Below are 23,750 nucleotides of genomic sequence, written 5' to 3' on the forward strand. Positions count from 1 at the left end.
TTTACGATTTATCCGTGAGCGGCTGGATAAGTGCACGATAGTCTTCGCGGGTGGGGGTGAAGACGTCGAGGACCTCTGAGGTCTCCAGCGCAGAGGCCTGGTGCTCGACGCCTCCGTCGACGATGAAGCTGTCGCCGGCGCGAGCATCGAAGACTTTGCCGCCGACGTCTACGCGGATGGCTCCGCTGATGACGTAGACGAGTTGGTAATGCGGATGGCTGTGGCGGGCGCCGACCCAGTCGGCATCGAAGTAGTGGCGGATCAGCATGAGTTGATCGGTGTTTGCGAGCACCTGGCGGCGCATGCCGGGCTCAGGGGTAAAGGTCTCGGGGTCGTTGTTCCGAACGAAGCTCATGGTGGTTTCTGTTCCTTTTCTCCAGAGTAATGGATGGAGCGGTGTGATGAAACAGAAGAGGCGAGCCGCGCGGGCTCGCCTCCAGTGGTTGGAGTAGCACTATTGTTTCGCAGGCTGTGGATAGTCGACGCGAATGGAGAGAATCTCGTACGGTGTGATGTGTGCTGTTATTTTGTCGCCAGAGAGAGCGAGCGGCGAGCCGACGGGCTTCTCCATCAGGTTGGTTTCGGTGGCTGCGGTTGCGCCTGGCGGTACGGTGAAGGTGGCGTCGCCCTGCTTGCCGGCCCATTCGAAGACGCGGAAGATGATGCCGTTGTCATCCTCGGCCTTCTTCATCGCTGTGAGGACGACGTTGTCCTGCGCGACCGAGGCGTAGGAGTGCTCAAGCGGCAGTGAGCCAGTGTGCGCGGCGACCTGCTGGGCGCGAAGCTCGTAGTTGTACTGGTAGCCGCGGCGCTCGGTCATGGCCTGCTTCCAGGTTCCGGCGTGTGGGTAGAGAGCGTAGCTGAAGCGCTGGTGGCCCTTGTCGGCGACTGGATCGGGCCAGGTGGGCGAGCGCAGCAGCGTGAGGCGGAGCGTGTTGCCCTCGGCGTCGTAGCCATACTTGGCTTCGTTGAGGAGCGAGAAGCCGTGGTGCTCGTCACCGAGGTCGGCCCAGCGCATCGCGGGCACTTCAAACTGCGCCTTCTCCCATGAGTTGTTGCGTGTGGTGGGCCGCTCGATGGTTCCGTAGGGAATCTCGTAGGTGGCCATGGGGCCGGAGGCCGCGAGCGGGAAGGCTGCCTTGAGGAGGACGTGAGTTTCCTGCCAGTCGATGTCGTTGATGACGTCGACGGTGTCGGTGTTGGCGTAGAGCTGGATGTCCTGAACGAACTTCGAGGACTGCCAGGTGCGCGAGACTCGGATGACGGCGCGCAGGGGGCCCTTCTCGACGAGTTCGACGGAGTCGACCTTGTCGATAGGGGTCATGTGATCGAGTGTGCCGGGATCGATGTTCCAGGCGTCGTACTGCTTCGGAAGATCATGGAAGGTCTGGAGCTGGTTGCCGCAGGCGCCTTTTGCGAGCGACTCGAAGTTCGACTTCTTGTCGTAGAGGCTGGTGATGCAGCCGGTCTTCGGGTCGACCTCGACGCGGAGGAAGCCGTTCTCCATCGTAGTGCCGCTGGCCTTCAGGTCGGTTTTGAAGGGCTTTTCTCCGGCGACGGCGTGAAGCACCTGGTAGCCGAGCGAGGGGACATCGTGCGCCTGCACGAGCAGCTTGTAGGTGCTGGTCTTTGGATCACTGGAGAGGACCTTGGTGGGAAGCACGTTATTGTGCTCGTCGAGGAGGGAGACGCTGTTGGTTGTCGGCGACGGCATCTGCACGGTCACAGTGGTGACGCCGGTGTGCGCCCATGCCAGTGGATTGAAGATGAGCACGGGAACGTCGCCAGCCGCTTTGGTGTTGATGTTCGCTGCGAGCGTGTGGAGCGAGTGCGAGGTGATCTCGTTGGTCTCGTAGCGGACGTGGTCGAACTCTTCCTGGGCTTCCTTGTAGATGATGCCGATGCCGGAGCCTGCAGCAAGGTCGTGGAAGCCGTTGAAGGTGACCTTCTTCCACGCATCGGTGAATTGGTCGTTGGGATAGCGGTCGCCGTTGAGCCAGGCGAGCGAGGCGTACTTCTCGGCGTTGAGGGTCTGTTCCTCGCTCTCGCGCATGTTGCGCTTGTGCTGTGCCTGCGAGGTCATGACGCCGCGGTGATACTCGAAGTAGAGCTCGCTATCCCATGTGGGGATGTCGATCTTGCCGGCTTCGGGTGTGGAGACTTTGTAGCCCTTTGCGATGGAGACGTAGTTCCACTCGGGCGAGTCGGGAGCGATCTTCTTCTCGACATCCGTGAAGTAGCTCTGTGCGGTTCCGAACTCGAGCTTCGGCATGACCATGCCGGGCTGCGCCCAGTGGTTGCCCTCGTCGAGGATGGCGCGCGTGGGACCGCCGCCGTGATCGCCGACGCCGTAGAGGTCCATCATCTCGTCCATCCCGGGCACGTGCTCACGCGCCATGGCTAGGTCGCCAGAGAGACGCACGGGGTTGAGGTTCGTGTTGGCGTAGTCGTGCGGGAAGTACGTGAGGACCTTGCTGCCGTCAGGCGACTTCCACCAGAAGAGTTTGAACGGAAGCTGGTTGGTGTCGTTCCACTGCATCTTCTGCGTGACGAAGTAGTCCATACCGGAGCGCTTGTAGATCTGGGGAAGCTGCCAGTTGTAACCGAAAGAGTCGGGGTTCCAGCCGATGCGGACGTCGACGCCGTACTCCTTCTGGAACCAGCGCTTGCCGATGAGCAGCGAGCGGACCTGCGATTCGCCGTCGGGCATGTTGAGGTCAGGTTCGACCCACATGCCGCCTACGATCTCCCAGCGGCCTTCCTTGATGCGCTTCTTAATCTCATCGTTGATGGCGGGATACTTCGTGGCGATCCACTCGTTGTAGGCGGCGGCGGACTGCGTGTAAGTGTAGTTGGGGTACTCGTTCATCAACTGCAGCGCAGTGGAGAAGGTGCGCTTGACGACATCGACTGTCTCAGAGACCGGCCAGAGCCAGGCGGCGTCAATGTGCGAGTTGCCGGTGAGGTAAATTGTTGCCTGCTGCAGCGTGGGGCGAAGCGTCTCAAGCCTCTGACAAGCAGCGGTAAGCGAGGCATCGAACTTCGACTGATTGGCGCTGTCGAGCGCGGCAAGATCGACTGTTGCGATCGACTCATTCAGTGTCGCCATGTCTTTTTCAGGATTTTTTGAGAGCGATGGGAGGAGCGCGGCGCTCGAGATGAACTCAAGCCGCAGGTCGGAGGGGTTGGGCCGGTTCGCGGCGAACTCGATGCGGGTGGAGACGCCGTTGAAGTTCTTCACGTCGACGGTGTGCAGAAGCTTGACCGCGACGAGGATCTTGTCGCCGGGTTTGGCCTGGTCGAAGAGAATGATCGGCTCAAGGTCATCGCCGAGCGCCACGCGGCGGCCGTTGAAGTAGATGATCTCTGGGACAGGCCCGTTGGCTCCGGCGCGGAACTGAAACCAGATGCGCGCGCCGGTGAGGTCATAGCCGTTGAGTGTCTTGGGGATTTCAATGAGACGGCGATACCAGACGGCGTCGTTGGGGGCCTTGCTGCGCGGCTGGACGGTCTCCCAGGAGGAGTCGTTGAGCGCGGGATCTTCGCCGTGGGCAAGGTCGCCGGGATGATAGCGCCAGTCGGTGGCTGGAAGCTCGCTGAAGTTGCCGAGGCGCTCGATGGTCTTCTGCGATTCCGGCGGGAGCGGCTTGACGATCTCGGCGATCGTTCTGGCTCCTCGTTGCGCGGTGAGATGAGTAGCAGGGATTGCGGTAAAGAGAAGAGCGAAGAGGATTCTTGCTGTGGTGCGCAGTGCTGAGGGGCGAAGAGAGACGATCAACGGGGGCGGCTCCTTATGGTCTGTGCGGCGTCGATTCTGGACGAGGTTTAGCGCTAAAGCTGAACACAGGGAGTCTAACGCAGAATCGCCCTCCTTGTCGGAGGGCGAGGGTTGTGTGTCTTGAGGCGGACGAGCTCAGCGCTTGAGGACCGACTCGAGAAAGGCGAGGGCGCGGGGATCGCCGGACTGGGCGAGCCAGAAGAAGGCGTCCTTGCGGACGGCGGGGTTCTGGTTGGTCTCGGCGACGTGGATCAACTGTGGTACGCCTTCCTCCTTCGGCAGCTGGCTAAGCGCGAAGACGGCTTTCTTCTTCACCTGCTGATCGGGGTCGTTCTCGATGGCGTTGGTGATAGCCGCGGATGCCTTCTTGCCGGCCTTTTGCGCGAGCCAGAAGATCGCCTGGCTGCGAACGCCGACATTCGTGTCGGACTTTGCGAGCGCGATGAGTTCATCGGTCGCAGCGGGGTCCTTGTTGATCGAGAGGTCGAAGGCGAGCTTCTCGCGGAGCTTGGGGTCTTGTTCGCTCTTGATGAGCTTTTGTAGTGCGAGGAAACCATCGTGGCCACGCTCGGCTCCGAGCCAGAAGGCGGCCTTCTCGCGCAGTTTCGGCGAGTTTGACGAAGAGGCGATGGATGCGAGCTCTGACGTAGCTGCAGGTGAGGCGTGCATGGCCAGCGCGGCAAGAGCGCTGTCCGCCGGTTGCTTTTCGGTTCCCTGCGTGGCGAGCTGCGCAAGGTAGTGGACGCTGTCTTCGGGCTGAACTCCGGTGAGCCAGGTGAAGGGCACGCCTCCCGCGTTGAGACGACAGCCGGCGTTCACAGCTCGGACCCTGATGACCGCGCTGTGATCGAGACGAAGCAGCACGTACATCTTTCCGGGCTCGGTGCTCTGGCTGGAGGTGTTTACGCCGTGCTCGGAATCCTCGAGTCGATATTCACCGCAGCATCCATCGTCAGACGATCCGTTTGAATCAGAACACGAAGACGAATGGTGTCGCGGAAGAGATGGAACCTCATATCCAATCCATAGCTGTTCGGTGGAGTGCTGAAATCGCGTCACCGTCGCGGACAGTCCTGCGCCTGCGGGCTCAGTGCTGAACTGCGTTTCGGAGACTCGCGGCTGCTGCGCGGAGTACGCGATCGCAGACGCACTAAGGGCTAGAGCAACGAGAAGATGCTTGTTCACGGGACGTTCTCCTTTGGTGAAGACGCTGTTACTTGTTAAGGATCTCCATCATGTAGTCGGTGGCTTCCTTGTTGCGCATGACGCTGAGCTTCGAGACGATCATCTGCTTCAGCACAGGGTCCTTCTCAGCGCGTGCCAGCGCTATCAGGTCGTGTGCATCCCCCGAGATAAAGAGACCATCGAGAGCGGCCTTCTTTGACGCGGCGTCAGAGCTGCTCTGATAAGTGGCCACCAGCGTGGGCGCTGCGGCAGCACCGCCCGTCACTCCCAGGTTGCGAATCGCCTTGCTGCGCAACACTGGATTCTGTTCCGTCTTGGCAATGTTGCCAAGCATTTCACTGCCCTTCGACCCGGCGGCGACAAGAGCCCCGATGATCGCTGACTTCGTCTCTTCGCTCTTCGCATCGCGATATAGCGTGGCCAGTTCCGAGGTTGCACCCATGGCTCCCAGCGACTGCACGGCTGATTTCACCAGGACGGGATTCTGCTCGTTGCGTGCGGCGTCGACAAGCTTGTCCGGCGATCCTGTTACGAGGTACGACTGCAGGATCGCGCGCTTCACGCCTTCATCGTTGGAGTGCTGGTAGACATCGGCGAGCATATCGACAGACTTCTTGCCCTTGATAGCCGCATACATGCGAATCGCCTTGATCTGCAACTGCGGATTGGATTGACCGCGCGCAATCTGGCCAATCGCGTTCTGCGCCTCGGCAGTGTTGCTGTTCGCCAGCACAAACAGCGCACGCTCCTTCAGTTTCTCGGATCCGTTGCCGTTGAGGATCTGCTGGATGGCCGGCATCGCGCGTCCCTCATCCGTATGCATCAAGGCATTCAGTGCGAGCAGTTTCAGTTCGTCGTCGGGGGCGCCCTGCGGCTGCACGGAATTTCCGCCGGCGCCGCGAATCTCGATGCCCATCGCGTCGCACTCACTGATGTACCGACTCTTCCGATAGGTGTGGCCTAGCTCGACACAGGTCTCGAGCGCCCGTGCCGGCTGTCCCTCCTTGTTCTGCGCATAGGCCTTCCAATAGAGAGCAGCATCGGAGCGATCGCCATGCTGCGCAGCGATGTTCCCGAAGATGGACTCGGCGTCGGTCCAGCGGCCCTCGTTGATGGCGCGGGTACCGTCCGCGTACGAGCTGTTCTGCTCCCCTTCTTCCGGCACTTCGCCGAGATGAGTCGGCCCTGCAAAGACGATGGGTTGAAGGCAGAGAGCCGCGGGTGCAAACAGAGTGGAAGCAATCAGTGCTGCGGGAAGAATGGATGTAACTTTCATTAGATGGATACCCCTTTAGTTGCTGTTCCGACAATCCCCTTCTGTTCCACGCCGCCCTGCACCCGGGAGCGGAGGACGCGGACCTCGAAGAGAAGGCCGTCGGTGTTCATCTCTTTTTGAAGTTCGTCGAGGCGAGCCTGCGAGAGACCAGCGGGCTCGTTTGCGACTTCGATCAGCACGCGCTCGAGGTGGTCGAGTGCAGCCGCGAGCACAGGATCGCCGGACTGCTTTACGCTCTCGCGATAGAGGCGGTTTGCCGAGAGTAGATCGCGCGCCTCGGCCTGCATGGGCACCTCGGTCGAGGGCTCGGCGTGCTTGAGTTCGACCAGCAGGCGCTCGGAGCGGTCGAGGTGATCGCCGAGTACGACGAGCACGACGCGTTCGCGGCCCTGGCTGTCGCTGGCGTTGCCTGCGACGGACGGTGTCTGAGGGTTGCGGTGCTCCCACTGGCGTCCCGCAAAGAAGGCCGCGGCAGCGACTATCAGGAGGCAAGCCGCCGCGGCCGCGAATCCACCGAACAGATGGAGCCGGAGCCAGGCGAAGCGCTGCTTCTTCGGTGGTTGATAGGCATGGAGTGAGTTGCGGATGGACTGCCACACCTGTTCGCTGTAATCGGCATTCCGGGGAGGCGTTGCCGGTGCTGTGATCTCGGCAAGGTCGCGCATGATTGCGGAGTAGGCGCGAGCACAGTCGGGGCAATCGCGCAGGTGCTGGGCGATATCCTGCGCGTCGCCGGACTCGCCGTAGTGGTAGTCGATGAGGTCTTCTTCGTTGCAGTGCTTCATGGTGTCACCCGAAGTGGAGCGAGGCTGCGGCGCAGCTTCTGCACGGCGCGAAAGACGGCCTGCTTGGCGGCGTTGGGAGCGATGTGGAGCGCCTCGGCGATCTCGGTGGTGTCGCGGCCCTCCATGTGGCGCAGGATGAAGGCTGTCTTCTCGGTTGCTGTAAGGCTGCGCATCGCGGTCTTCTGCAGGGCCTCGATCTCGCGGCTCAGCAGAGAGCGCTCGGGGCTGGCTGCGGTGTCGGCGACCTGCACCTGCTGCGGCGCGAGGTCGGTCGCTTCGCCGATCTGGTACGTTGCTTCGACTTTGCGTTTGCTGATCATGTTGAGGGCACAATTAACGGCGATGCGATAGATCCAGGTTCCGAACTCGGAGCGCGACTCGAAGCTCTCCAGCCGCTGGTAGCCGCGAAGGAATGCCTCCTGCACGACCTCGTCGGCGTCGGCCTCGTCGCCGGTGATGCGAAAGGCGACACGAAAGACGTTCTGGCTATGGCGAGCGACGAGCGCGCCGTAGGCCTCTTTGTCTCCGGCAAGCACCGCCCGGACGATCGCGTGGTCGTTTCCTTCCATTCAGCGCATTAGACAAGGAAAGAGGCGTGCGGTTAGGAAGATTTTTTTCGCAGGGCTCGACGGAGAACGCTGACGCTCGAAAAGAGGCAGTTTCGAGCTACACTTGCGTCACCCGGGCAGCCAGAAGGCCCACCAATATCGTTTCCCTGGAGGCTGGCCCTGAACGGGAATCCACAAAACAGAGCGATGCGGTATGGCACTGGTCTCAGGTGCCGGCTTCTATGGGTGCTGTTGCTGCTGATACCCACCCACGGCTTGGTGTGGACGCAGGGTGTGTCCTCCGCGATCAAGAAAGCCACGGGCAAGCAGACGAAACAGCCAGCCAGCCCCGCAGCCGCTGATTCGAGCGCCACGGCTGCTCCTACGCCCACGCCTCCGCCCCCTCCCGAAGATCCGCTGGGGCGGACCTCACCGCGCGGCTGCGTGCTTGGCTTTCTGCGCGCAGCGGAGGCAAAGGACTACGCGAAGGCGGCGGAGTATCTCGACGGCAGACGCCCGCAGCAGCAGGCAGAGCAGCTTGCCCTCCAGCTGAAGTACCTGCTGGACCTCAGACTATCCACCAACATCGATGCCATCTCACGCTCGCCCAAGGGAGACTTGGAGGACCAGGTTCGGGTCTCGCGAGAGCGTATCGGCGTGGTCAAGACGCCGAACGGAGACCTGGAGATTTTTCTCGATCTGGTGAAGCGGCCGGGCGTTCCCCCCATCTGGCTCTTCTCGCAGGAGACGCTCAACCGCGTTCCCGGCATTTACTCCGGTTTGCAGCATAAGGACTACGCGAGTTACTTCCCGGAGTGGATGGCGCGCGTTCGTTTTCTTTCGGTTCCGCTGTGGCGATGGACCCTCATCCTGCTCACTACGCTTGCGCTGCTGGTCGTAGCCTCGCTTTTGACGAGGATCATCCTGTGGCTTCTGAAGGTTGTCTTTCGAACACGACTGACGCCAAGAGTCAAAGAGATGGTGCTTGCATTAAAGGGACCCATCCTCGGCCTGATGCTTGCACTGCTGCTCCGTGCTGTCGGCGGGTACGCCATTACGGCGCTGGCACGGCACTTCTGGGAGATGGCGGGGCTGTTGGTGGCGTGGATCAGCGGTGGGTGGCTGCTGATCCGGCTTACAGATATCGTCGTCTTGTTCGTACGGCACAGACTGCTGGTGCGCCTGCAAGTGGAACGTGCCACCTTTGTCGGACTCGTCGGCAGGCTGTTCAAGATACTCGTCGGCATCGTGCTGGTGGTGGGCCTGCTCTCGGTCGCCGGGGTAGACGTCTCGGCCCTGCTGGCGGGCCTGGGGATCGGCGGCATCGCCCTTGCGCTGGCAGCGCAGAGAACGCTCGCGGATCTCTTCGGCGGGCTCTCGGTTGTGATGCGCGGAGCAGTGCGTGTGGGCGACTTCTGCCAGGTCGACGGCGTGCAAGGGACCGCGGAGGATGTGGGCATCAGCTCGCTGCAGCTGCGCACTCTGGACCGCTCGTTGGTCTCGATTCCGAACGCGAAGGTCGCTGAGGGAAAGCTCGAAAACTATTCCATGAGGGATCAGTTCTGGGTGCACCAGGTCTTCACGCTGCGGTTCGACACTCCGCACACGACGGTAAAGACCGTGCTGGACAGGACGGTTCAGTTGCTAGCGTCGGAGCCGGAGATCGATAAGGAATCGGCGCGTGCGCGGCTGATCGGCCTCACGCCTTCGGGTCCGCAGATCGAGGTGTTTGCCTACTTCCGCCGTCCGGGAGCAGACTGGGCGATGTTCCTCGGCGTGCAGGAGAAGATCATTCTGAAGATGATGGGTATCGTGGAGTCAGAAGGCACCAGCTTCGCCGCCCCAATCGGCGTGGTGCAGATGAGCGAAGCGAAGCCGGTTGACAGCGCCGGACGCGACGTATAGGGTTAGCGCGGCGTTACCGCTTACGGATCAGGCAGGCAAGGACATCATGAACGACGAGAGAGAGAGATCGGTGCGCACGGGAGGCACGACGCGTGCGGTGCTGACGGACAGCCACTTCTGGGTGCCGTTTCTGGCGCTGGTGGCGGGGATCGCCCTGCTTGCCGTTCTGCACAAGGCTTAACGGATCGACAAATCAGGAAGCAGGAAATCAGGGATCGACGAGATCAGGGAATGACACGGATGGCAGCAGTGGTTCCGAAGATGGGGAAGCAGCAGCGCCTGTCGCTGCATGGCCTGGGAGTGATCTGCGGCCTGGCGGCAGGGGTATGGCTGGGGGCGGCCGAGGCTCCGACGAAGCTGGTGAATGTGGGGCTATCGCCGTTTGCCGTCTCGCTGTGCATGGTCGCAGGCGTATTCACGGCGCGGTGGACCTTCCCTACCCTGCTGAAGGGGACGGGGTATGTCTGTGCCGATCTTGCCGAGAAGAAGCACCTTATCGTGTGGGCGCTGCTGGCCGGCGCGCTGTGGGCCGTGGCGAATACGCTGACCGTCTTTGCGATCCGCGATGTTGGTCTTGCGGTGGCCTTCCCGCTGTGGAACGCGAACTCGCTGATCGGGCTGTTCTGGGGCCGCGTGCTCTTCAAGGAGCTTGAGGGAGCGAGCGCGGGGAACATCAGCAAGGTGGTGCTGGGCGGTGTCGCGATCGTCATCGCCGCGGTGATGCTCGGGTTCAGCACGATCCACGGCGACACGGCGGCGGGCCAGCACGCGGTGCGCGGAATCCTGGCAGCAATCGGCGCGAGCTTCATGTGGGGAACGATGTATGTTCCATATCGCAAGGCGTACATCAGCGGGATGAACCCGCTGTCGTTCGTGACGGCGTTTACGATCGGCGAACTGGGAACGGTGCTTGCCCTCACACTGGTGCTCGACGGGGGGATGAACTCCCCGGCGTTCTCGCTGATTCACCAGCCGGGACTGGTCTTCTGGCTCTTTCTGGGCGGTTTTGTGTGGGTCATCGGCGATCTGTTCCAGCAGTTTGCTGCAAAATATCTCGGCATTGGCCGCGGGATTCCGCTGTCGAACACCAATCAGCTCTGGGGGCTGGCGTGGGGCGCGCTGGTCTTCGGCGAACTTGCGGGTGCGGATTCGAAGCCCCGGCTGCTGGTCGTCGCTGGGTCGATCATCATGATCCTTGGCGCCCTGGCGATTGGGACGGCTGTGGCCTCGGCGCGCGAGGTCACCTCGAACAATGAGGCCGTGCTGCGCGAGTGCGAGCGCTACCGCCTGGACTACAACCGCACGCTCGCCGCCCAGGCCGGGGACGAGTTTGGAGGCAACGAGAAACGCCGCTGGTGGGACTACGCTATTGTGGCGACGGCTACCGGGGTCTTTATCTGGCTTGGCGTGCACGCTGTGGTGCCACCGCTTGAGATGAATATGCGATGGGTCGCCGCGCTTGCGGTTGTGCTGCTGTTGAGTCTTATTGCCGGCGGATGGAGTCTATGGCGTAGAACGAGATTCTGCTAACCCGCCTCCCCGGAGGAGATTGTTCCTCCGGACCGGCGTTGGCTATAGGATGATGCTTTCTATATGGCAGTCAGGCTGAAGGACATTGCGCGCGATCTTGGGGTCTCGGTGGTTACCGTGTCGAAGGTACTGCGGGGGAACAGCGACATTGGCGAGGAGACTCGCAAACGCGTTCTGAAGCGCATGAAGGAGCTGAACTATCAGCCCAACATGCTGGCCCGGGGGCTGGCGAGCGGCAAGACGTATACGGTCGGGCTGGTTGTTCCGGATCTGGTGCATCCGTTCTTCGCCGAGTTCGCCAAGTCGCTGGGCGGCGTGCTTCGTGCGAGTAACCGGGCGCTGATTCTGGCCTCCTCGGAGGAGGACCCGGAGATTGAGCGGCAGGAGATCCGCACGCTGCTGCGCCGCGGCATCGATGTTCTGCTGATCGCGTCGTGCCAGCCGAGTCTGCGCAACTTCTACGAGCTGGGAGATGAGCGGACGCCATACCTGCTGTTCGACCGCAACTTCCCTCACCTGGCGGCTCACTTCGTCGGTTCGGACGATGTGCTGGTGGGAGAGATGGCCACGCGCCACCTGATTGAGAGAGGACACAAACGCATCGCGCACATCGCCGGGCAGAGCACCAGTCCTGCGCACGACCGCCTGCGCGGCTATAAGAACATGCTGGCGGAGCATCGGCTCCCGGCACCGGAGAACTACGTCGTTCCGTGCGACCACCTGGAAGAGGCCGGCGTCGCGACGGGTCACAAGGCGATGCAGAAGCTGCTGAAGCTGGATCAGCGGCCGGATGCGGTGTTCTGCTACAACGATCCGACCGCCATCGGAGCCATCGAGGCAACGCTTGAGGCCGGGCTGCGTGTCCCGGAGGACATCGCATTCATCGGATGCGGCAACATGCGATATAACGATTATCTGCGCGTTCCGTTGAGTTCGATCGATCACGGCACGGCGGAGCTGGGACGGATTGCAGGCGAACTGGCGCTCGAGCTTGCCGGCAAGCCGGAGCAACCGCCGAGGAGTATTCTGGTGCCGCCTACGCTGGTTGAGCGGGCGTCGACCGGTGCGAGAAAGGCACGTTAGTTCCGCGGGAGCAACTGGAGGATTCCAACGATGAGCAAGGTCAGGCTGCTGGTTGGCACGCGCAAGGGCGCGTTTCTCTTAACCTCGGACGGCAAGCGGGAGAGCTGGGAGGTCAGTGGCCCCCACTTCGCGGGCTGGGAGATCTACCACATGAAGGGGTCTCCCGTGGAGCCGAACCGGATCTACGCGTCTCAGACGAGCGGCTGGTTCGGGCAGGTCGTACAGCGCTCCGACGACGGTGGCGCGACGTGGAACCCAGTGGGGAACAAGTTTGCTTACGACGGGGTGCCGGGGACGCACCAGTGGTACGACGGGACGCCGCACCCGTGGGAGTTCAAGCGGGCCTGGCACCTGGAGCCCTCGCTGACCGATTCGGAGACCGTGTATGCGGGCGTCGAGGACGCTGCGCTGTTCCGCTCGACCGATGCCGGCGCGAACTGGGAGGAGCTTTCGGGGCTGAGAAAGCATGGTTCGGGGCCACACTGGGCTCCGGGAGCGGGAGGGATGTGCCTGCACACGATCATCCTGGACCCGAGCGATGCGCAGCGGATGTATATCGCCATCTCGTCGGCGGGGGCGTTCCGCACCGACGACGGCGGCGCGACCTGGAAGCCAATCAACCAGGGCCTGCGGTCGGAGCATATTCCGGACCCGACGGCCGAGGTCGGCCACTGCGTCCACCACATCGCGATGCATCCCTCGCGTCCCGGGACCCTGTTCATGCAGAAGCACTGGGACGTGATGCGGTCGGACAATGCGGGCGATCTGTGGACCGAGGTGAGCGGGAACCTTCCGACGGACTTCGGATTCGTGATCGACGTGCACGCGCATGAGCCGGAGACGATCTACGTGGTCCCGATCAAGAGCGATGGGGAGCACTTTCCTCCGGAGGGGAAGCTGCGGGTGTATCGCAGCCGGTCGGGCGGCAACGAGTGGGAGCCGCTGACGAAGGGGCTTCCGCAGGAGAACTGCTACGTCAACGTGCTGCGCGACGCGATGTCCATCGATCAACTCGATAACTGCGGAGTTTATTTCGGAACGACGGGTGGCCAGGTGTACGCCTCTCGCGATGGAGGCGATAGCTGGACGGCGATCGTACACGATCTTCCGGCGGTGCTCTCGGTGGAGGCGCAGACGCTGCCGTGACGGTGCGGGTACTGCTTCCGGCGCACCTTCGCGCTCTGGCCCGGGTGGAGGGCGAGGTGCGCGTGGAGGTGGACGGTCTGGCGACGATCCGGTCGGTGATGGACGGCGTCGAGCGAGACTACCCGATGCTGGGTGGGACGATCCGCGACCATGTGACGCGGGAGCGGAGGGCGTTCCTGCGGTTTTTTGCGTGTGAGCAGGACCTTTCGCACGAGCCGGTGGACGCTCCGCTGCCGGACGTTGTGGCTGAGGGCAAGGAGCCTCTGCTGGTGATTGGGGCGGTGGCGGGCGGGTGAGCCCTTCCCCTATGGCTGTGTGCGGCAGTGGGCCCACGTGCGCTAATTTTGAGCCTGACTTATTAGGGTGCTGAAAAATCGTCTTGCTTAAGGGCACGGCTTCAGCCGTGCCGTAAGTGTCCTGTTTCGAACACGGCTTTAGCCGCTGAGGTCGCGTTTCCCCCCGAAATCCTGATGTCAAGCCCCCAAACCTCCAGAAATCCTGCCAAACCGAACAAACCAAGGCACTAACATCCCAAGCAAAAACTGCCGATCAATTTCCACCCATCCGATAAAATAGAACTAGAAACAAGAAAAGCTCCGGTCACAGGCCGGAGCTTTTCTTTTCCAAAACCAAACAGAATGAATACCTTACCAAATCATCGACGCAAAGTATTCATTTTCAATACCTTGCATTACAACCAAAATCAAGGTACCAACCTAACCTTCATGTATTGAATACTTTGCACACTTTTTTAGGGAGGGGACTACGTCGCTCCCAAAGCCCGAATCACCGTCGCCGCCAGGACAGCGCCCACCAGCGGCCCGAGGATAGGAATCCAGGCATACCCCCACCCGGACTCTCCCTTACCCGCAATCGGCAGCACCGAATGAGCCAGCCGAGGCCCCAAATCGCGCGCCGGATTGATCGCGTACCCAGTCGTTCCGCCCAGCGACAGCCCGATGCCCCAAACCAGCGCCCCCACCAGCGTCGGTCCCATCCCCGACGCCACGCCCGCCGGCGACACGCGCCGTGAAAACAACGCCGTCGCCACCAGAACCAGCACAAACGTCCCCAGCACCTCGCTGAAGAGGTTCCAGACCGGCGAATACACCGCCGGAGCCGTAGCAAAACAAGCAAACTTCGCCCCCCGATCCTCGGTCAGCTCCCAGTGCGGCCGATACTGCATCCAAACCGCCGCCGCGCCCAGAAACGCCCCCAGCACCTGCGCCGGAAGATACGTCAGCAGCCGCTCCGCATGGCCTGACATCATCACCGAGGCCACCGTTACCGCCGGGTTCAGATGCCCGTCCGGATCGCCCAGCGCCGCGCTCACCGCAACGCCCGCAAACACCGCCAGCCCCCAGCCCGCCGTAATCGAGATCCACCCGGCCCCCTGCGCCTTCGACTTATTCAAAAGCGTGCCGGCAACCACACCGTTGCCCAGCACAATCAGCACAAACGTTCCCACCAACTCACCAATCACCGGAGACCAATCGACCATGCAACCTCACTCACCCTCGTACACATAACCACGCGCAACGGAATAGAAGTTCTCGAGATCCCGAGCCTTCCACTCCTCGCTACGTCCAAGCTCCCGCGCCAGAACATCCGCCACCTTCGGCGCCGCCTCGATCGCCGCCCGAGCATCCAGAAACAGCGCCCGCAGCCGTCGCGCCAGCACATCCTCAACCGTCCGCGCCATCTCCTGCCGAGCCGCCCAGACCACCTCGCGCATCCGATACGGAAGCCGCGGATGCAACAACTCGTTCAGCGAAGCGTCCTGCTGCGAAAGCCGCTCGATCAGCGGAAGATCCGATCCATACACCCTCTCGGACTCGACCGCCGCAACCTCGCGGGTCCATCCATGCAGCCGCAGCGCCCGCGTCCGCGAAGGCTCCTGCTTCAATCCGCCGATCTCGGCCGCGCGGTTGATCACGTCCTCGCCCATGCGCCGGTACGTCGTCCACTTGCCGCCCGTAATCGTCACCAGCCCCGACGGCCGGACCAGAATCGTATGATCCCGCGACAGCTTCGACGTCGCGCCTCCGCCCTTGCGAACCAGCGGCCGCAGCCCCGACCACACGCTCAGAACCTCGCCGATCTCCGGTCTTCGTCCGAGATACTTCGCAATATGCTGCATCAGAAACCGCCGCTCCACCTCCATCGCCCGCGGCTCCGCCGACGCGCGCTCCACCGCCTCGTCCGTAGTCCCCACAACCGTCGCCCCGTGCCACGGAATCGCAAAAAGCACACGTCCGTCCGAGGTCTTCGGAATCATCATCGCGTTCGCGCCCGGAAGAAAATCACGCGGCAGAACGAAGTGCGATCCCTGGCTCACCGACAGCAGCGTCTCGCGGTCGCCATCCATCACCAGAATCTGTTCCGAGAAGGCGCCCGCTGCGTTGATCGTCACCTTCGCCAGCAGCTCGAACCTGGCGTCACCCTCCAAATCGCGCACCTGAACTCCGACGAGCTTCCCACTGCGCTCGATCAGCCCCGTCGCCTCGACGTAGTTGATCGCAACGCCGCCAAGCTCCTCGAACGTCCGCAGCAGCGAGACCCCATATCTTGCATCATCGAACTGTCCGTCGTGATACAGCACGCCGCCGCGCAGCCCGCTTGCCGCAACCCCAGGCAGCATCTCCCGCGTCTTCTCCGGCGACAGCATCCGAGACTCGCCAAACGACAGCTTGCCAGACAGCCACTCATACACCTTCAACCCGAAGCCGTAGTAAGGCAGCCCGAAGTAGTCGAAGATCGGAACCACAAACGAAAGGTTGTGCACGATATGCGGAGCGTTCTCCAGCATGTGCCCGCGCTCCTTCAGCGCATCGAGCACCAGCGTGATGTTCATCTGCTCCAGATAACGCACGCCGCCATGCACCAGCTTCGTGCTCCGGCTCGAAGTCCCCTTGGCGAAGTCCGCGCGCTCCACCAGCACGGTCCTGTAGCCACGCGACGCAGCCTCCACCGCCGCGCCCAAACCGGTCGCGCCTCCGCCAATCACGAGCACGTCCCACTCCGCCTGCTCGCCCAGCCTGCGCAGAATCCCAGCGCGTTCGCTCAACCCTCAACCTCCTCCTCGCGCGTCCAGTCCCGCGCGCGCCCCAGCGCTCTCTTCCACGTCGTCCGCACCTTATCGCGAGCAGCCTTCTCCATCGCCGGCCTGAACACCTGATCCACCTGCCACTGCAGCGCAATCGTCTCCTTGTCCGGCCAATACCCAACCGCCAGCCCCGCAAGATAAGCGGCCCCCATCACCGTAGCCTCCGCGTTCTTCGGCCTCACGACTTCGATGCCCAGCACATCGGCCTGAATCTGCATCAGCAGATTATTCGCAGCGGCGCCGCCGTCAACACGCAACTGCGCCAGCGGCAGCCCCGAGTCCGCCTGCATCGCCTCCAGCACATCGGTCGCCTGCAGCGCGATCCCCTCAAGCGCCGCCCTTGCAATATGCGCCCGCGAGGTCCCGCGTGTCATCCCCACCAGTGCGCCCCGCGCATACTGGTCCCAATGCGGCGCGCCCAGCCCCGCAAACGCCGGAACCATCACCACGCCATTCGAGCTCTCCACCGTCGCCGCCAGCTTCTCCACATCTGCCGATCTGCGAATTAACTGCAGCTCATCGCGCAGCCACTGCACCACAGCTCCCGCCATCAGCATCGAGCCCTCAAGCGCATACTCCACCGTGCCGCCAACCTTCCAGGCCACCGTCGTCAGCAGCCGGTTCTTCGAAGCCATCGGCTGGGTGCCCGTGTTCATCAGCATGAACGCGCCCGTGCCATACGTGCACTTCGCCATCCCCGGAGAGGTACACATCTGCCCGAATAGCGCCGCTTGCTGATCACCCGCGATCCCCGCAATCGGAACTCCCGCAATCAACCCCTCGCTCACGCCGCACTCACCGCTCGAAGCCACCACCTCCGGAAGCATCGACCGCGGCACCTTCATCAGCTGCAGCAGATCCTCATCCCACTCCATCGTGTGGATGTTGAACAGCATGGTGCGCGAAGCGTTCGTAACATCCGTCACATGCCGCTTACCGTGTGTCAGCTTCCAGATCAGCCAGCTATCCACAGTGCCGAACGCCAGCTTGCCTGCCTCCGCGCGCGCACGCGCTCCTGCAACGTTCTCCAGAATCCAGTTGACCTTACTCCCCGAGAAGTACGCATCAGGAATCAGCCCCGTCTTCGCCTGAATCGCCGCGCCCTCGCTCTCGCGCAGCGCATCGCAGAACGCCGCCGTCCGCCGGTCCTGCCACACGATCGCGTTGTACACCGGCTCGCCCGTCTCACGGTCCCAAACCACCGTCGTCTCACGCTGATTCGTAATCCCGACCGCAACCAGGTCCCTGCCCGTCAGATCGGCCTTCGCCAGCGCCTCCGTCGCAACGCCGCTCTGCGACGACCATATCTCCGTCGGCGAGTGCTCCACCCATCCCGGCTCAGGAAAGATCTGCTTGAACGGACGGTGCGCAATCGACACCACCGAGCCCGCCTCATCCACCACCATCGCCCGCGAACTCGTCGTCCCCTGATCCAGAGCCAGAATGAATCGCTTCGCCACCAGGCCGCCTCCTCATCGCTGCAGCAAAAACACGCCACAGAGCCACTAGCCAATGTAATCGGATTTACCGCTAACAGTGGGCTAAAAACCAACGCCGTCCGCTTCGAGTTAACGCAACAGCACTACGGCTTACCAGCCGTCCAACCCACATTCACCTTGTTCGCAGCATTCTGCTGCTTCAGCCACTGGTACAGCGGAGCGAAGTACTCCAGCATCGGTCCCGCATCCAGGTGATCCTCGCCCGTCATCGTCTTCAGCGTCTCCTGCCATGGCTTCGACTGCCCCGCCTCCAGCATCGCGTTCAGCTTCGCGCCGGCCTCCTTGCTTCCGTAGAAGCTGCACCGGTTCAGCGGCCCCTTGTACCCCGACGCATCGCACATCGCCTTGTAGAACTGAAACTGATAGATCCGTGCCAAGAAGTACCGGGCATACGGAACATTCGCCGGAATGTGATACTTCGCTCCCGGATCGAACTCAGCATCCGTCCGCGCAATCGGCGGAGCCACCCCCTGATACTTCTCCCGCAGCTCCCACCACGCCTTGTTGTAGTCCGCCGGCTTCACCTCCCCGCTGAAGACCTCCCACCGCCACTTATCAATCAGCAGCCCAAACGGAAGAAACGCAATCTTGTCCAGCGCCGTGCGCAACTGCAGAGGAATGTCCGCTTCCACCGGAGGAGCCGTATCGATCAGCTTCAGCTGCTGCAGATAATCCGGAGTAATCGACAGCGCGATCGAGTCCCCAATCGCCTCATGAAACCCGTCGTTCGCGCCGCCCCGGAAGATAAATGGCTGCTTGTGATATGCCCGCTGATAAAAATTATGCCCCTCCTCGTGATGCACCGTCGTGAAGTCGTCCGCATTCACCTTGATGCACATCTTGATGCGTAGATCCTGGTCGTTGTCCACATCCCACGCACTCGCATGGCACACCACATCGCGATCACGTGGCTTGATGAACTGCGACCTCTCCCAGAAGGTCGCCGGCAGCGGGTCGAAGCCCAGCGAAGTAAAGAAACCCTCGCCATACTTCGCCATCTTCTTGCCCGCCTCAAGCTCCGACACCGGCCCGATCTGCTGCTTCAGCGCAGCCTCCAGGTCGTACATCGTGTAGCTCCCCGTCGGCGCCGGAGCCACAATGTCGTATACATTCCCCCACTCCTGCGCCCACATATTCCCCAGCAGATGCGCAGGAATCATCCCGTCCGGCCTCTCCGCAGCCGCACCATACTTCTGGATCAACTTGAACCGCACATACGCATGCAGCTCCTTGTACAGAGGCTCCAGCTGCGCCCATGTGCGCTCCAGCTCTGCCGAAAACTCCGCCGGAGTCATGTCATACCCTGAGCGCCACAGATCGCCCGTGTCCTTGAAGCCGAACTCCTTCGCGCCCTGGTTCGACAGCTCCACCAGCCGCGCATACTTCGCCCGCATCGGCGGTGAGATCTCGTGCCAGCCCTCCCACAACTGCTCCAGCTCCTTCGGGTCACGCGACTTCGCCATCAGCACGTCGATCTGCTCGATCCCCAGGCAGTCCTCGCCGCTCTTCCCCGGCGGACAGAACTTCCCCTTGCCATACATCCCGTCCAGAGCCGTGTTCACCTGCGTCAGCTCCGCGACCAGCTTCGGGTCCGTCGGCGATCCGTTCAGCCGCAGCAGCTTGAACTGCCGCTCCATCTCCGGCGGCATCTTCAGCCCCTGAAACCGCCGCGAAGCAATCACCAGCTCGTTCGTCTTCGTCAGCAGCCGCTCATTCGCCTTCGCCGCCAGAGCCTCCGTGTCGTCGGTGATGTAGGTCGCCTGCACCCACCCCGCCCGCGCCGCCTCATTCCCCAACGCCAGCAGCTCCGCATTGGCGCGATCCAGAAACGCCCTCGCCTCTTCAACCGTCGGAGGACCCGCATGCCTCTGCGCAAACATACACACCGGCATCAACGACAGACACAAGACAACACGCAATCTCTTCATGGCCGGAGTTTACACAGAATCCCGTTCCAGCTCTCGGCAACATTAAGGTGGGTGGGCTCTGACCAATTTTCGTTACTATTCCTCCGAACCGAAAACACCCCGGAAGGACCTCATGAAACCCACCACTGCACTCTCGCTTGCCGCCGCTCTGCTTCTCGCCGCCTCGCTCCCCGCCGCCGCCAAGGTCTGCGAAGCGCGCACTTACGGCGCAAAGCCCGACGGTACGACGAAGAACACCGCCGCCATCCAGTCCGCCATCGACGACTGTGCCAAGGTCGGTGGAGGCACCGTGCAACTCTCCGGTGGAGTCTTCGTCTCCGGCCCGATTGTCCTCAAGAGCAACGTCACGCTCGACCTCGCCAAGGGCACGACTCTCCTCGGCTCGCCCGACCACGCCGACTATCCCAAGAAGACCGAGTTCCGCGCGGCCGGCACCCAGTCGCTCGTCAGCGCCACCAACGCCGAGAACATCGCTATAACCGGCCCGGGCACCATCGACGGCAACGGCGAGTCCTGGTGGGAGGAGGCCCGCAAGACCAAGAACGCCGGGGTCGTCGGCGCCGTCGACTTCCGCCCACGCCTCGTCGTCTTCGACCACTGCAAACATGTCCGCATCGAAGGAGTCACCATCCAGAACTCGCCATCCTGGCAGGTCGTGCCTTACTACACTGACGACACCGTCATCCGTAACGTCCGCATCCTCGCGCCGCAGCACTCGCCCAACACCGACGCCATCGATCCCTTCAGCTCCTCCAACATGATCATCGACCACGTCTACGCCGACGTAGGCGACGACAACATCGCCATCAAGAGCGGCATCATCAACTCTCCTGGCCCCGACTCCCCCAGCACCAACATCACCATCACTGACTGCGACTTCATGCACGGCCACGGCCTCTCCATCGGCTCCGAGATCGCCGGCGGCGCCAACAACATCCACGCCGAGCGCATCCACTTCAAGGGCACCGACCAGGCCATACGTATCAAGGCCAACCGCGACCGCGGCAACCATGTCTTCAACATCTCCTTCAAGGACATCACCATGGAGGACGTAAAGACCGCCATCCTCATCAGCGAGTACTACCCCAAGGTGCTGCCTGAAGGCGACGTAGCCGCCGCCCCCATCACCCGCCTCACACCCTTCTTCCACGACATCACCATCGAGAACGTGAACTCCGTCAAGAGCGGCACCGCAGGCGTCATCGTCGGCCTGCCCGAATCGCCGGTGAAGAACGTCGTCCTGAAAAACATCAACATCGCCGCCGAAAAGGGCATGACCATCGCCTACGCCAACGTCTCCGGCTCCGACGTCCACCTCGTCATCGCCAACGGCGAAGCCATAACCAAAGGCCCTGCCGCTGCTATAGACATCAAATAGCTCTTTGAACAGGCGTCACTTCGTCGCTCTTTTGAAGACGTCATTTCGACCGGAGCAACGGACGGTCTCATCGTCCGTTGCGCAGTGGAGAACCCCCTGTATTTCGCCACACAGGCCACCCTCGCAGTCGCGAGGCGCAAAAACAATCCGCCCACGTCGGATGCCGGGTGCCCCATCTTCGCGACGGTCTTATCGTCGCTAAGGTGGGCCATCGCGCACCAGCGCGATCCGCCTTAGGCGAGTTCCTCCAACAGCGCCGCCCGCACCTCAGCCGCACTCTTCCCCGTAACACGCAACACCTTGCTCCTGTTCGCGGCCCCACTCACCAGCGACACCCGAGCCCGCGGCAGCCCCACCTTCTCCGCGACAAACGCAATCAGCGCCTCGTTCGCCTTCCCATCCACCGGAGGAGCACTCAGCGCAATCTTCACCGCCCCGCCATGCAGCCCCACTACCGCGTCCTTACGAGCCCCCGGCTGCACCCGCACGCTCACCGTGCATCCATCCGCAACATCCCGCACGAACTCCGCCGCTTCACTCATATCCCACTCACCCAAACACTGTCATCCTGAGCGGAGCGCGTAGCGCGCAGTCGAAGGACCTGCATTTCGCTCGCGCTGCCACAAACCCCTCACGCCCCCGCATAAACCCGCCTCCCAAAGATCGCCGTCCCCACCCTCACACAGGTGCTTCCCTCTTCAATCGCCACCGCAAAGTCATTCGACATCCCCATCGAAAGCCCGACCAACTTCGGATGCGCCTTCACCGCCTCATCCCGCAGCCGTCGCAACTCGCGAAAGTAAGGCCGCGCCACTTCCGCATCCTCCGACCACGGAGGCACCGTCATCAACCCCACAGCCTCCACCGCTTCGAACCCACGCATCCCATCCAGCAGCGCCGGCAGCTCCTCCGGCCCCAAGCCATGCTTCGACTCCTCATGCGACAGCTTCACCTCAATCAGCACCGGAAGCCGCTTCCCCAGCGCCTTCGCCGCCCTCTCCAACCGCTCCGCGATCTTCAGCGAGTCCACCGCATCCACCGCATCAAAAAGCTCCGCCGCCTTGTTCGTCTTGTTCGACTGCAGCGGCCCAATCAGGTGAAACTCCGCCGCCTCCAGCCCCACAAGCCGCGGACGCTTCCCCTCGAACTCCTGCACCTTGTTCTCGCCAAACAGATGCTGCCCCGCCGCATACGCCTCCAGAATCGCCTCAACCGGATGCACCTTGCTCACCGCCATCAGCGCCACCTCGCGCTCATCGCGACCCGCCCTGCGGCAGGCCGCTGCCATCTCTTCTTTCAGTCGAGCAATGTTCTCTGCAATCGTCATTTAACATAAATCTTATGGCATCGGCCATTCTTCGGAGACCTCCCCCAAACTCATGCGCACCATCCTTCTGCTCACCGCCTCGAACATCTTCATGACCTTCGCCTGGTACGGCCACCTCAAGTACAAGGAGGTCTCCCTCTGGAAGGTCATCCTCGTCAGCTGGTCCATCGCCTTCTTCGAGTACTGCCTCCAGGTCCCCGCCAACCGCATCGGCGTCCGCACCTTCACCCCCGACCAGCTCAAGGTCATCCAGGAGGTCATCACCCTCTCGGTCTTCGGAGTCTTCTCCGTCTACTACTTCGGCGACAAACTCCATTGGAACCACGCCGTAGCCTTCTGTTGCCTCGTCGCCGGAGCCTTCTTCATGTTCCACAAGTTCTGACAAAGAGCTGATTCGCGGAGAAGGGTATAGTTTATTTTTACGGAAACCTGCCGTACATTTGGAGGCGCAGATGGCAACCATCGCAAGAAAAGCGAAGACGGAACGGGCGGAGGCTCGGCTGCGGCCCGAACAAAAAGCTCGAATTGAGCGCGCAGCACACTATCGGGGGCTTTCGTTCTCCGATTTTCTCGTTCAGGCGGCCGATGAAGCTGCAGTGAAGACCATCGAACAGAACGAGACATGGATATTGAATGCGGAAGCCTCAAGGCGATTTGTTGAAGCGTGCCTGAACCCTCCTGAGCCAAATCTGCGCGTGAAGGCTGCAGCCGCCGCCTACAAGAAGTGGGTCCGGAAGTAGTGACGAAGGTTGCGTTTTCCACCGAATATTGGATCGAAGCTCTCAACGGATCCCATCGGCGCGAGGATTTCTCCTGTGGCGTCGAGGCGTTGGACAACTATCTGCAAAAACAGATGGCTCAGGATCGGGATAGAGGAACTGCCGCTCCCTTTGTTCTGACTAGCGATGGGGTGAACATCGCCGGGTTCTATACACTTTCTGCGCTTTCTATCCTGAACCAGGAACTGCCAACACGGTTTGGAAAAAAGCTGCCGTCACGAAGTCCTATCGGAGTGACCTTGCTTGGGCGAATGGCGGTCGACCTGAAACTTCAAGGCAAACATCTGGGAACCTTGCTCCTCATGCATGCGCTGCATCTCTCGCTGGAAAACTCGAGGCAAATCGCTTCGTGGGCCGTCGTATTGGACGCGAAAGAAGGGGTTCGGGACTTCTATCGCAAACATCAGTTCAAAGACTTCCACGAACAACCCGGACGAATGTTTTTACCCATGAAGACGATCGAAAAAATGTTTGAATGATGCTTGCCGCATCCAACG

General features: G+C 61.9%; 22 protein-coding genes. 10 read left to right on the forward strand and 12 right to left on the reverse strand.

The features are described from left to right. Window position 1: 1 nt before the first annotated feature. The 6 genes from Q363_RS32235 to Q363_RS32260 all read right to left on the reverse strand — a co-directional run bounded on the left by Q363_RS32235 (window position 2) and on the right by Q363_RS32260 (window position 7,593). Window positions 2-355: a cupin domain-containing protein gene (locus Q363_RS32235; RefSeq protein WP_035358906.1), complete on the reverse strand. Its 354-nt coding sequence runs from the start codon at window positions 353-355 to the stop codon at window positions 2-4. Window positions 356-454: 99 nt separating this feature from the next. Next, window positions 455-3,778 carry an alpha-mannosidase gene (locus Q363_RS32240; protein ID WP_245632621.1) on the reverse strand — a complete coding sequence of 1,108 codons (3,324 nt, stop codon included), beginning with the start codon at window positions 3,776-3,778 and terminating at the stop codon, window positions 455-457. Window positions 3,779-3,913: 135 nt separating this feature from the next. Further along, entirely contained in the window at window positions 3,914-4,963 is a 1,050-nt protein-coding gene (locus tag Q363_RS32245) for a HEAT repeat domain-containing protein (RefSeq protein ID WP_035358908.1), read from the reverse strand. 28 nt (window positions 4,964-4,991) lie between these two features. Next, window positions 4,992-6,239, reverse strand: coding sequence for a HEAT repeat domain-containing protein (locus Q363_RS32250; protein WP_035358909.1), 1,248 nt, complete (start codon window positions 6,237-6,239; stop codon window positions 4,992-4,994). After that, entirely contained in the window at window positions 6,239-7,024 is a 786-nt protein-coding gene (locus tag Q363_RS32255) for an anti-sigma factor (RefSeq protein ID WP_035358911.1), read from the reverse strand. Before Q363_RS32255 ends, Q363_RS32250 begins: the two co-directional genes overlap by 1 nt. After that, window positions 7,021-7,593: an RNA polymerase sigma factor gene (locus Q363_RS32260; RefSeq protein WP_035358913.1), complete on the reverse strand. Its 573-nt coding sequence runs from the start codon at window positions 7,591-7,593 to the stop codon at window positions 7,021-7,023. Before Q363_RS32260 ends, Q363_RS32255 begins: the two co-directional genes overlap by 4 nt. A gap of 225 nt (window positions 7,594-7,818) precedes the next feature. On the opposite strand from Q363_RS32260, the gene Q363_RS32265 reads away from it, so the two are divergent. The 6 genes from Q363_RS32265 (at window position 7,819) to Q363_RS32285 (ending at window position 13,532) form a co-directional block, all read left to right on the forward strand. Next, window positions 7,819-9,477 carry a mechanosensitive ion channel family protein gene (locus Q363_RS32265; protein WP_245632622.1) on the forward strand — a complete coding sequence of 553 codons (1,659 nt, stop codon included), beginning with the start codon at window positions 7,819-7,821 and terminating at the stop codon, window positions 9,475-9,477. Between the two features lie 46 nt (window positions 9,478-9,523). Continuing rightward, complete coding sequence (locus Q363_RS41740; RefSeq protein ID WP_157468113.1) at window positions 9,524-9,658, forward strand: translocated intimin receptor Tir; 135 nt, start codon at window positions 9,524-9,526, stop codon at window positions 9,656-9,658. A gap of 50 nt (window positions 9,659-9,708) precedes the next feature. Then, complete coding sequence (locus Q363_RS32270; protein ID WP_245632623.1) at window positions 9,709-11,007, forward strand: EamA family transporter; 1,299 nt, start codon at window positions 9,709-9,711, stop codon at window positions 11,005-11,007. 63 nt (window positions 11,008-11,070) lie between these two features. Then, window positions 11,071-12,090 carry a LacI family DNA-binding transcriptional regulator gene (locus tag Q363_RS32275; RefSeq protein ID WP_035358917.1) on the forward strand — a complete coding sequence of 340 codons (1,020 nt, stop codon included), beginning with the start codon at window positions 11,071-11,073 and terminating at the stop codon, window positions 12,088-12,090. Window positions 12,091-12,120: 30 nt separating this feature from the next. Further along, window positions 12,121-13,236, forward strand: a complete 1,116-nt coding sequence (locus tag Q363_RS32280; RefSeq protein ID WP_035358919.1) for a WD40/YVTN/BNR-like repeat-containing protein — start codon at window positions 12,121-12,123, stop codon at window positions 13,234-13,236. Then, window positions 13,233-13,532 (forward strand): MoaD/ThiS family protein, encoded by a 300-nt coding sequence (locus Q363_RS32285; RefSeq protein WP_211256479.1) that lies wholly within the window; start codon window positions 13,233-13,235, stop codon window positions 13,530-13,532. The genes Q363_RS32280 and Q363_RS32285 overlap by 4 nt, the downstream gene beginning before the upstream one ends. A gap of 467 nt (window positions 13,533-13,999) precedes the next feature. Here the strand turns inward: Q363_RS32285 and Q363_RS32290 are convergent, their stop codons facing one another. From Q363_RS32290 to Q363_RS32305, 4 genes are all read right to left on the reverse strand, one after another. Continuing rightward, window positions 14,000-14,737 (reverse strand): MIP/aquaporin family protein, encoded by a 738-nt coding sequence (locus Q363_RS32290; RefSeq protein WP_035358921.1) that lies wholly within the window; start codon window positions 14,735-14,737, stop codon window positions 14,000-14,002. Between the two features lie 6 nt (window positions 14,738-14,743). Next, on the reverse strand, window positions 14,744-16,303 hold the full coding sequence (locus Q363_RS45790) for a glycerol-3-phosphate dehydrogenase/oxidase (protein WP_035358923.1): 1,560 nt from the start codon (window positions 16,301-16,303) through the stop codon (window positions 14,744-14,746). After that, window positions 16,300-17,802, reverse strand: a complete 1,503-nt coding sequence (gene glpK, locus Q363_RS32300; protein ID WP_035358925.1) for a glycerol kinase GlpK — start codon at window positions 17,800-17,802, stop codon at window positions 16,300-16,302. The genes Q363_RS45790 and glpK overlap by 4 nt, the downstream gene beginning before the upstream one ends. Window positions 17,803-17,924: 122 nt before the next feature. Next, on the reverse strand, window positions 17,925-19,769 hold the full coding sequence (locus Q363_RS32305; protein WP_035358927.1) for a M2 family metallopeptidase: 1,845 nt from the start codon (window positions 19,767-19,769) through the stop codon (window positions 17,925-17,927). 112 nt (window positions 19,770-19,881) lie between these two features. On the opposite strand from Q363_RS32305, the gene Q363_RS32310 reads away from it, so the two are divergent. Continuing rightward, window positions 19,882-21,147: a glycoside hydrolase family 28 protein gene (locus Q363_RS32310; RefSeq protein ID WP_035358929.1), complete on the forward strand. Its 1,266-nt coding sequence runs from the start codon at window positions 19,882-19,884 to the stop codon at window positions 21,145-21,147. Window positions 21,148-21,380: 233 nt separating this feature from the next. On the opposite strand, the gene Q363_RS32315 is transcribed toward Q363_RS32310, so the two are convergent. Both Q363_RS32315 and Q363_RS32320 read right to left on the reverse strand, forming a co-directional pair. Beyond that, entirely contained in the window at window positions 21,381-21,689 is a 309-nt protein-coding gene (locus Q363_RS32315) for a DUF167 domain-containing protein (RefSeq protein WP_035359083.1), read from the reverse strand. Window positions 21,690-21,778: 89 nt separating this feature from the next. Then, window positions 21,779-22,474 (reverse strand): YggS family pyridoxal phosphate-dependent enzyme, encoded by a 696-nt coding sequence (locus Q363_RS32320; RefSeq protein ID WP_035358931.1) that lies wholly within the window; start codon window positions 22,472-22,474, stop codon window positions 21,779-21,781. 52 nt (window positions 22,475-22,526) lie between these two features. On the opposite strand from Q363_RS32320, the gene Q363_RS32325 reads away from it, so the two are divergent. From Q363_RS32325 to Q363_RS32335, 3 genes are all read left to right on the forward strand, one after another. After that, window positions 22,527-22,856, forward strand: a complete 330-nt coding sequence (locus tag Q363_RS32325) for a DMT family protein (protein WP_035358933.1) — start codon at window positions 22,527-22,529, stop codon at window positions 22,854-22,856. 70 nt (window positions 22,857-22,926) lie between these two features. After that, on the forward strand, window positions 22,927-23,214 hold the full coding sequence (locus Q363_RS32330) for a type II toxin-antitoxin system TacA family antitoxin (protein ID WP_035359084.1): 288 nt from the start codon (window positions 22,927-22,929) through the stop codon (window positions 23,212-23,214). Continuing rightward, entirely contained in the window at window positions 23,214-23,732 is a 519-nt protein-coding gene (locus tag Q363_RS32335) for a GNAT family N-acetyltransferase (protein ID WP_035358935.1), read from the forward strand. Before Q363_RS32330 ends, Q363_RS32335 begins: the two co-directional genes overlap by 1 nt. The last annotated feature ends 18 nt before the right edge of the window (window positions 23,733-23,750 follow it).

The organism is Edaphobacter aggregans DSM 19364 (assembly GCF_000745965.1).
GTDB classification, from domain to species: domain Bacteria; phylum Acidobacteriota; class Terriglobia; order Terriglobales; family Acidobacteriaceae; genus Edaphobacter; species Edaphobacter aggregans.

What these genes read in the sequence shown, in the direction of transcription:
- Q363_RS41740 (WP_157468113.1), top strand. Translation starts at nt 9,524, where the DNA reads ATGAACGACGAGAGAGAGAGATCGGTGCGCACGGGAGGCACGACGCGT.
- Q363_RS32310 (WP_035358929.1), top strand. Translation starts at nt 19,882, where the DNA reads ATGAAACCCACCACTGCACTCTCGCTTGCCGCCGCTCTGCTTCTCGCC.
- Q363_RS32290 (WP_035358921.1), bottom strand. Translation starts at nt 14,737, where the DNA reads ATGGTCGATTGGTCTCCGGTGATTGGTGAGTTGGTGGGAACGTTTGTG.
- Q363_RS32280 (WP_035358919.1), top strand. Translation starts at nt 12,121, where the DNA reads ATGAGCAAGGTCAGGCTGCTGGTTGGCACGCGCAAGGGCGCGTTTCTC.
- Q363_RS32320 (WP_035358931.1), bottom strand. Translation starts at nt 22,474, where the DNA reads ATGACGATTGCAGAGAACATTGCTCGACTGAAAGAAGAGATGGCAGCG.
- Q363_RS32325 (WP_035358933.1), top strand. Translation starts at nt 22,527, where the DNA reads ATGCGCACCATCCTTCTGCTCACCGCCTCGAACATCTTCATGACCTTC.
- Q363_RS32330 (WP_035359084.1), top strand. Translation starts at nt 22,927, where the DNA reads ATGGCAACCATCGCAAGAAAAGCGAAGACGGAACGGGCGGAGGCTCGG.
- Q363_RS32250 (WP_035358909.1), bottom strand. Translation starts at nt 6,239, where the DNA reads ATGAAAGTTACATCCATTCTTCCCGCAGCACTGATTGCTTCCACTCTG.
- Q363_RS32235 (WP_035358906.1), bottom strand. Translation starts at nt 355, where the DNA reads ATGAGCTTCGTTCGGAACAACGACCCCGAGACCTTTACCCCTGAGCCC.
- Q363_RS32270 (WP_245632623.1), top strand. Translation starts at nt 9,709, where the DNA reads ATGACACGGATGGCAGCAGTGGTTCCGAAGATGGGGAAGCAGCAGCGC.
- Q363_RS32255 (WP_035358911.1), bottom strand. Translation starts at nt 7,024, where the DNA reads ATGAAGCACTGCAACGAAGAAGACCTCATCGACTACCACTACGGCGAG.
- Q363_RS32275 (WP_035358917.1), top strand. Translation starts at nt 11,071, where the DNA reads ATGGCAGTCAGGCTGAAGGACATTGCGCGCGATCTTGGGGTCTCGGTG.
- Q363_RS32315 (WP_035359083.1), bottom strand. Translation starts at nt 21,689, where the DNA reads ATGAGTGAAGCGGCGGAGTTCGTGCGGGATGTTGCGGATGGATGCACG.
- Q363_RS32260 (WP_035358913.1), bottom strand. Translation starts at nt 7,593, where the DNA reads ATGGAAGGAAACGACCACGCGATCGTCCGGGCGGTGCTTGCCGGAGAC.
- Q363_RS32305 (WP_035358927.1), bottom strand. Translation starts at nt 19,769, where the DNA reads ATGAAGAGATTGCGTGTTGTCTTGTGTCTGTCGTTGATGCCGGTGTGT.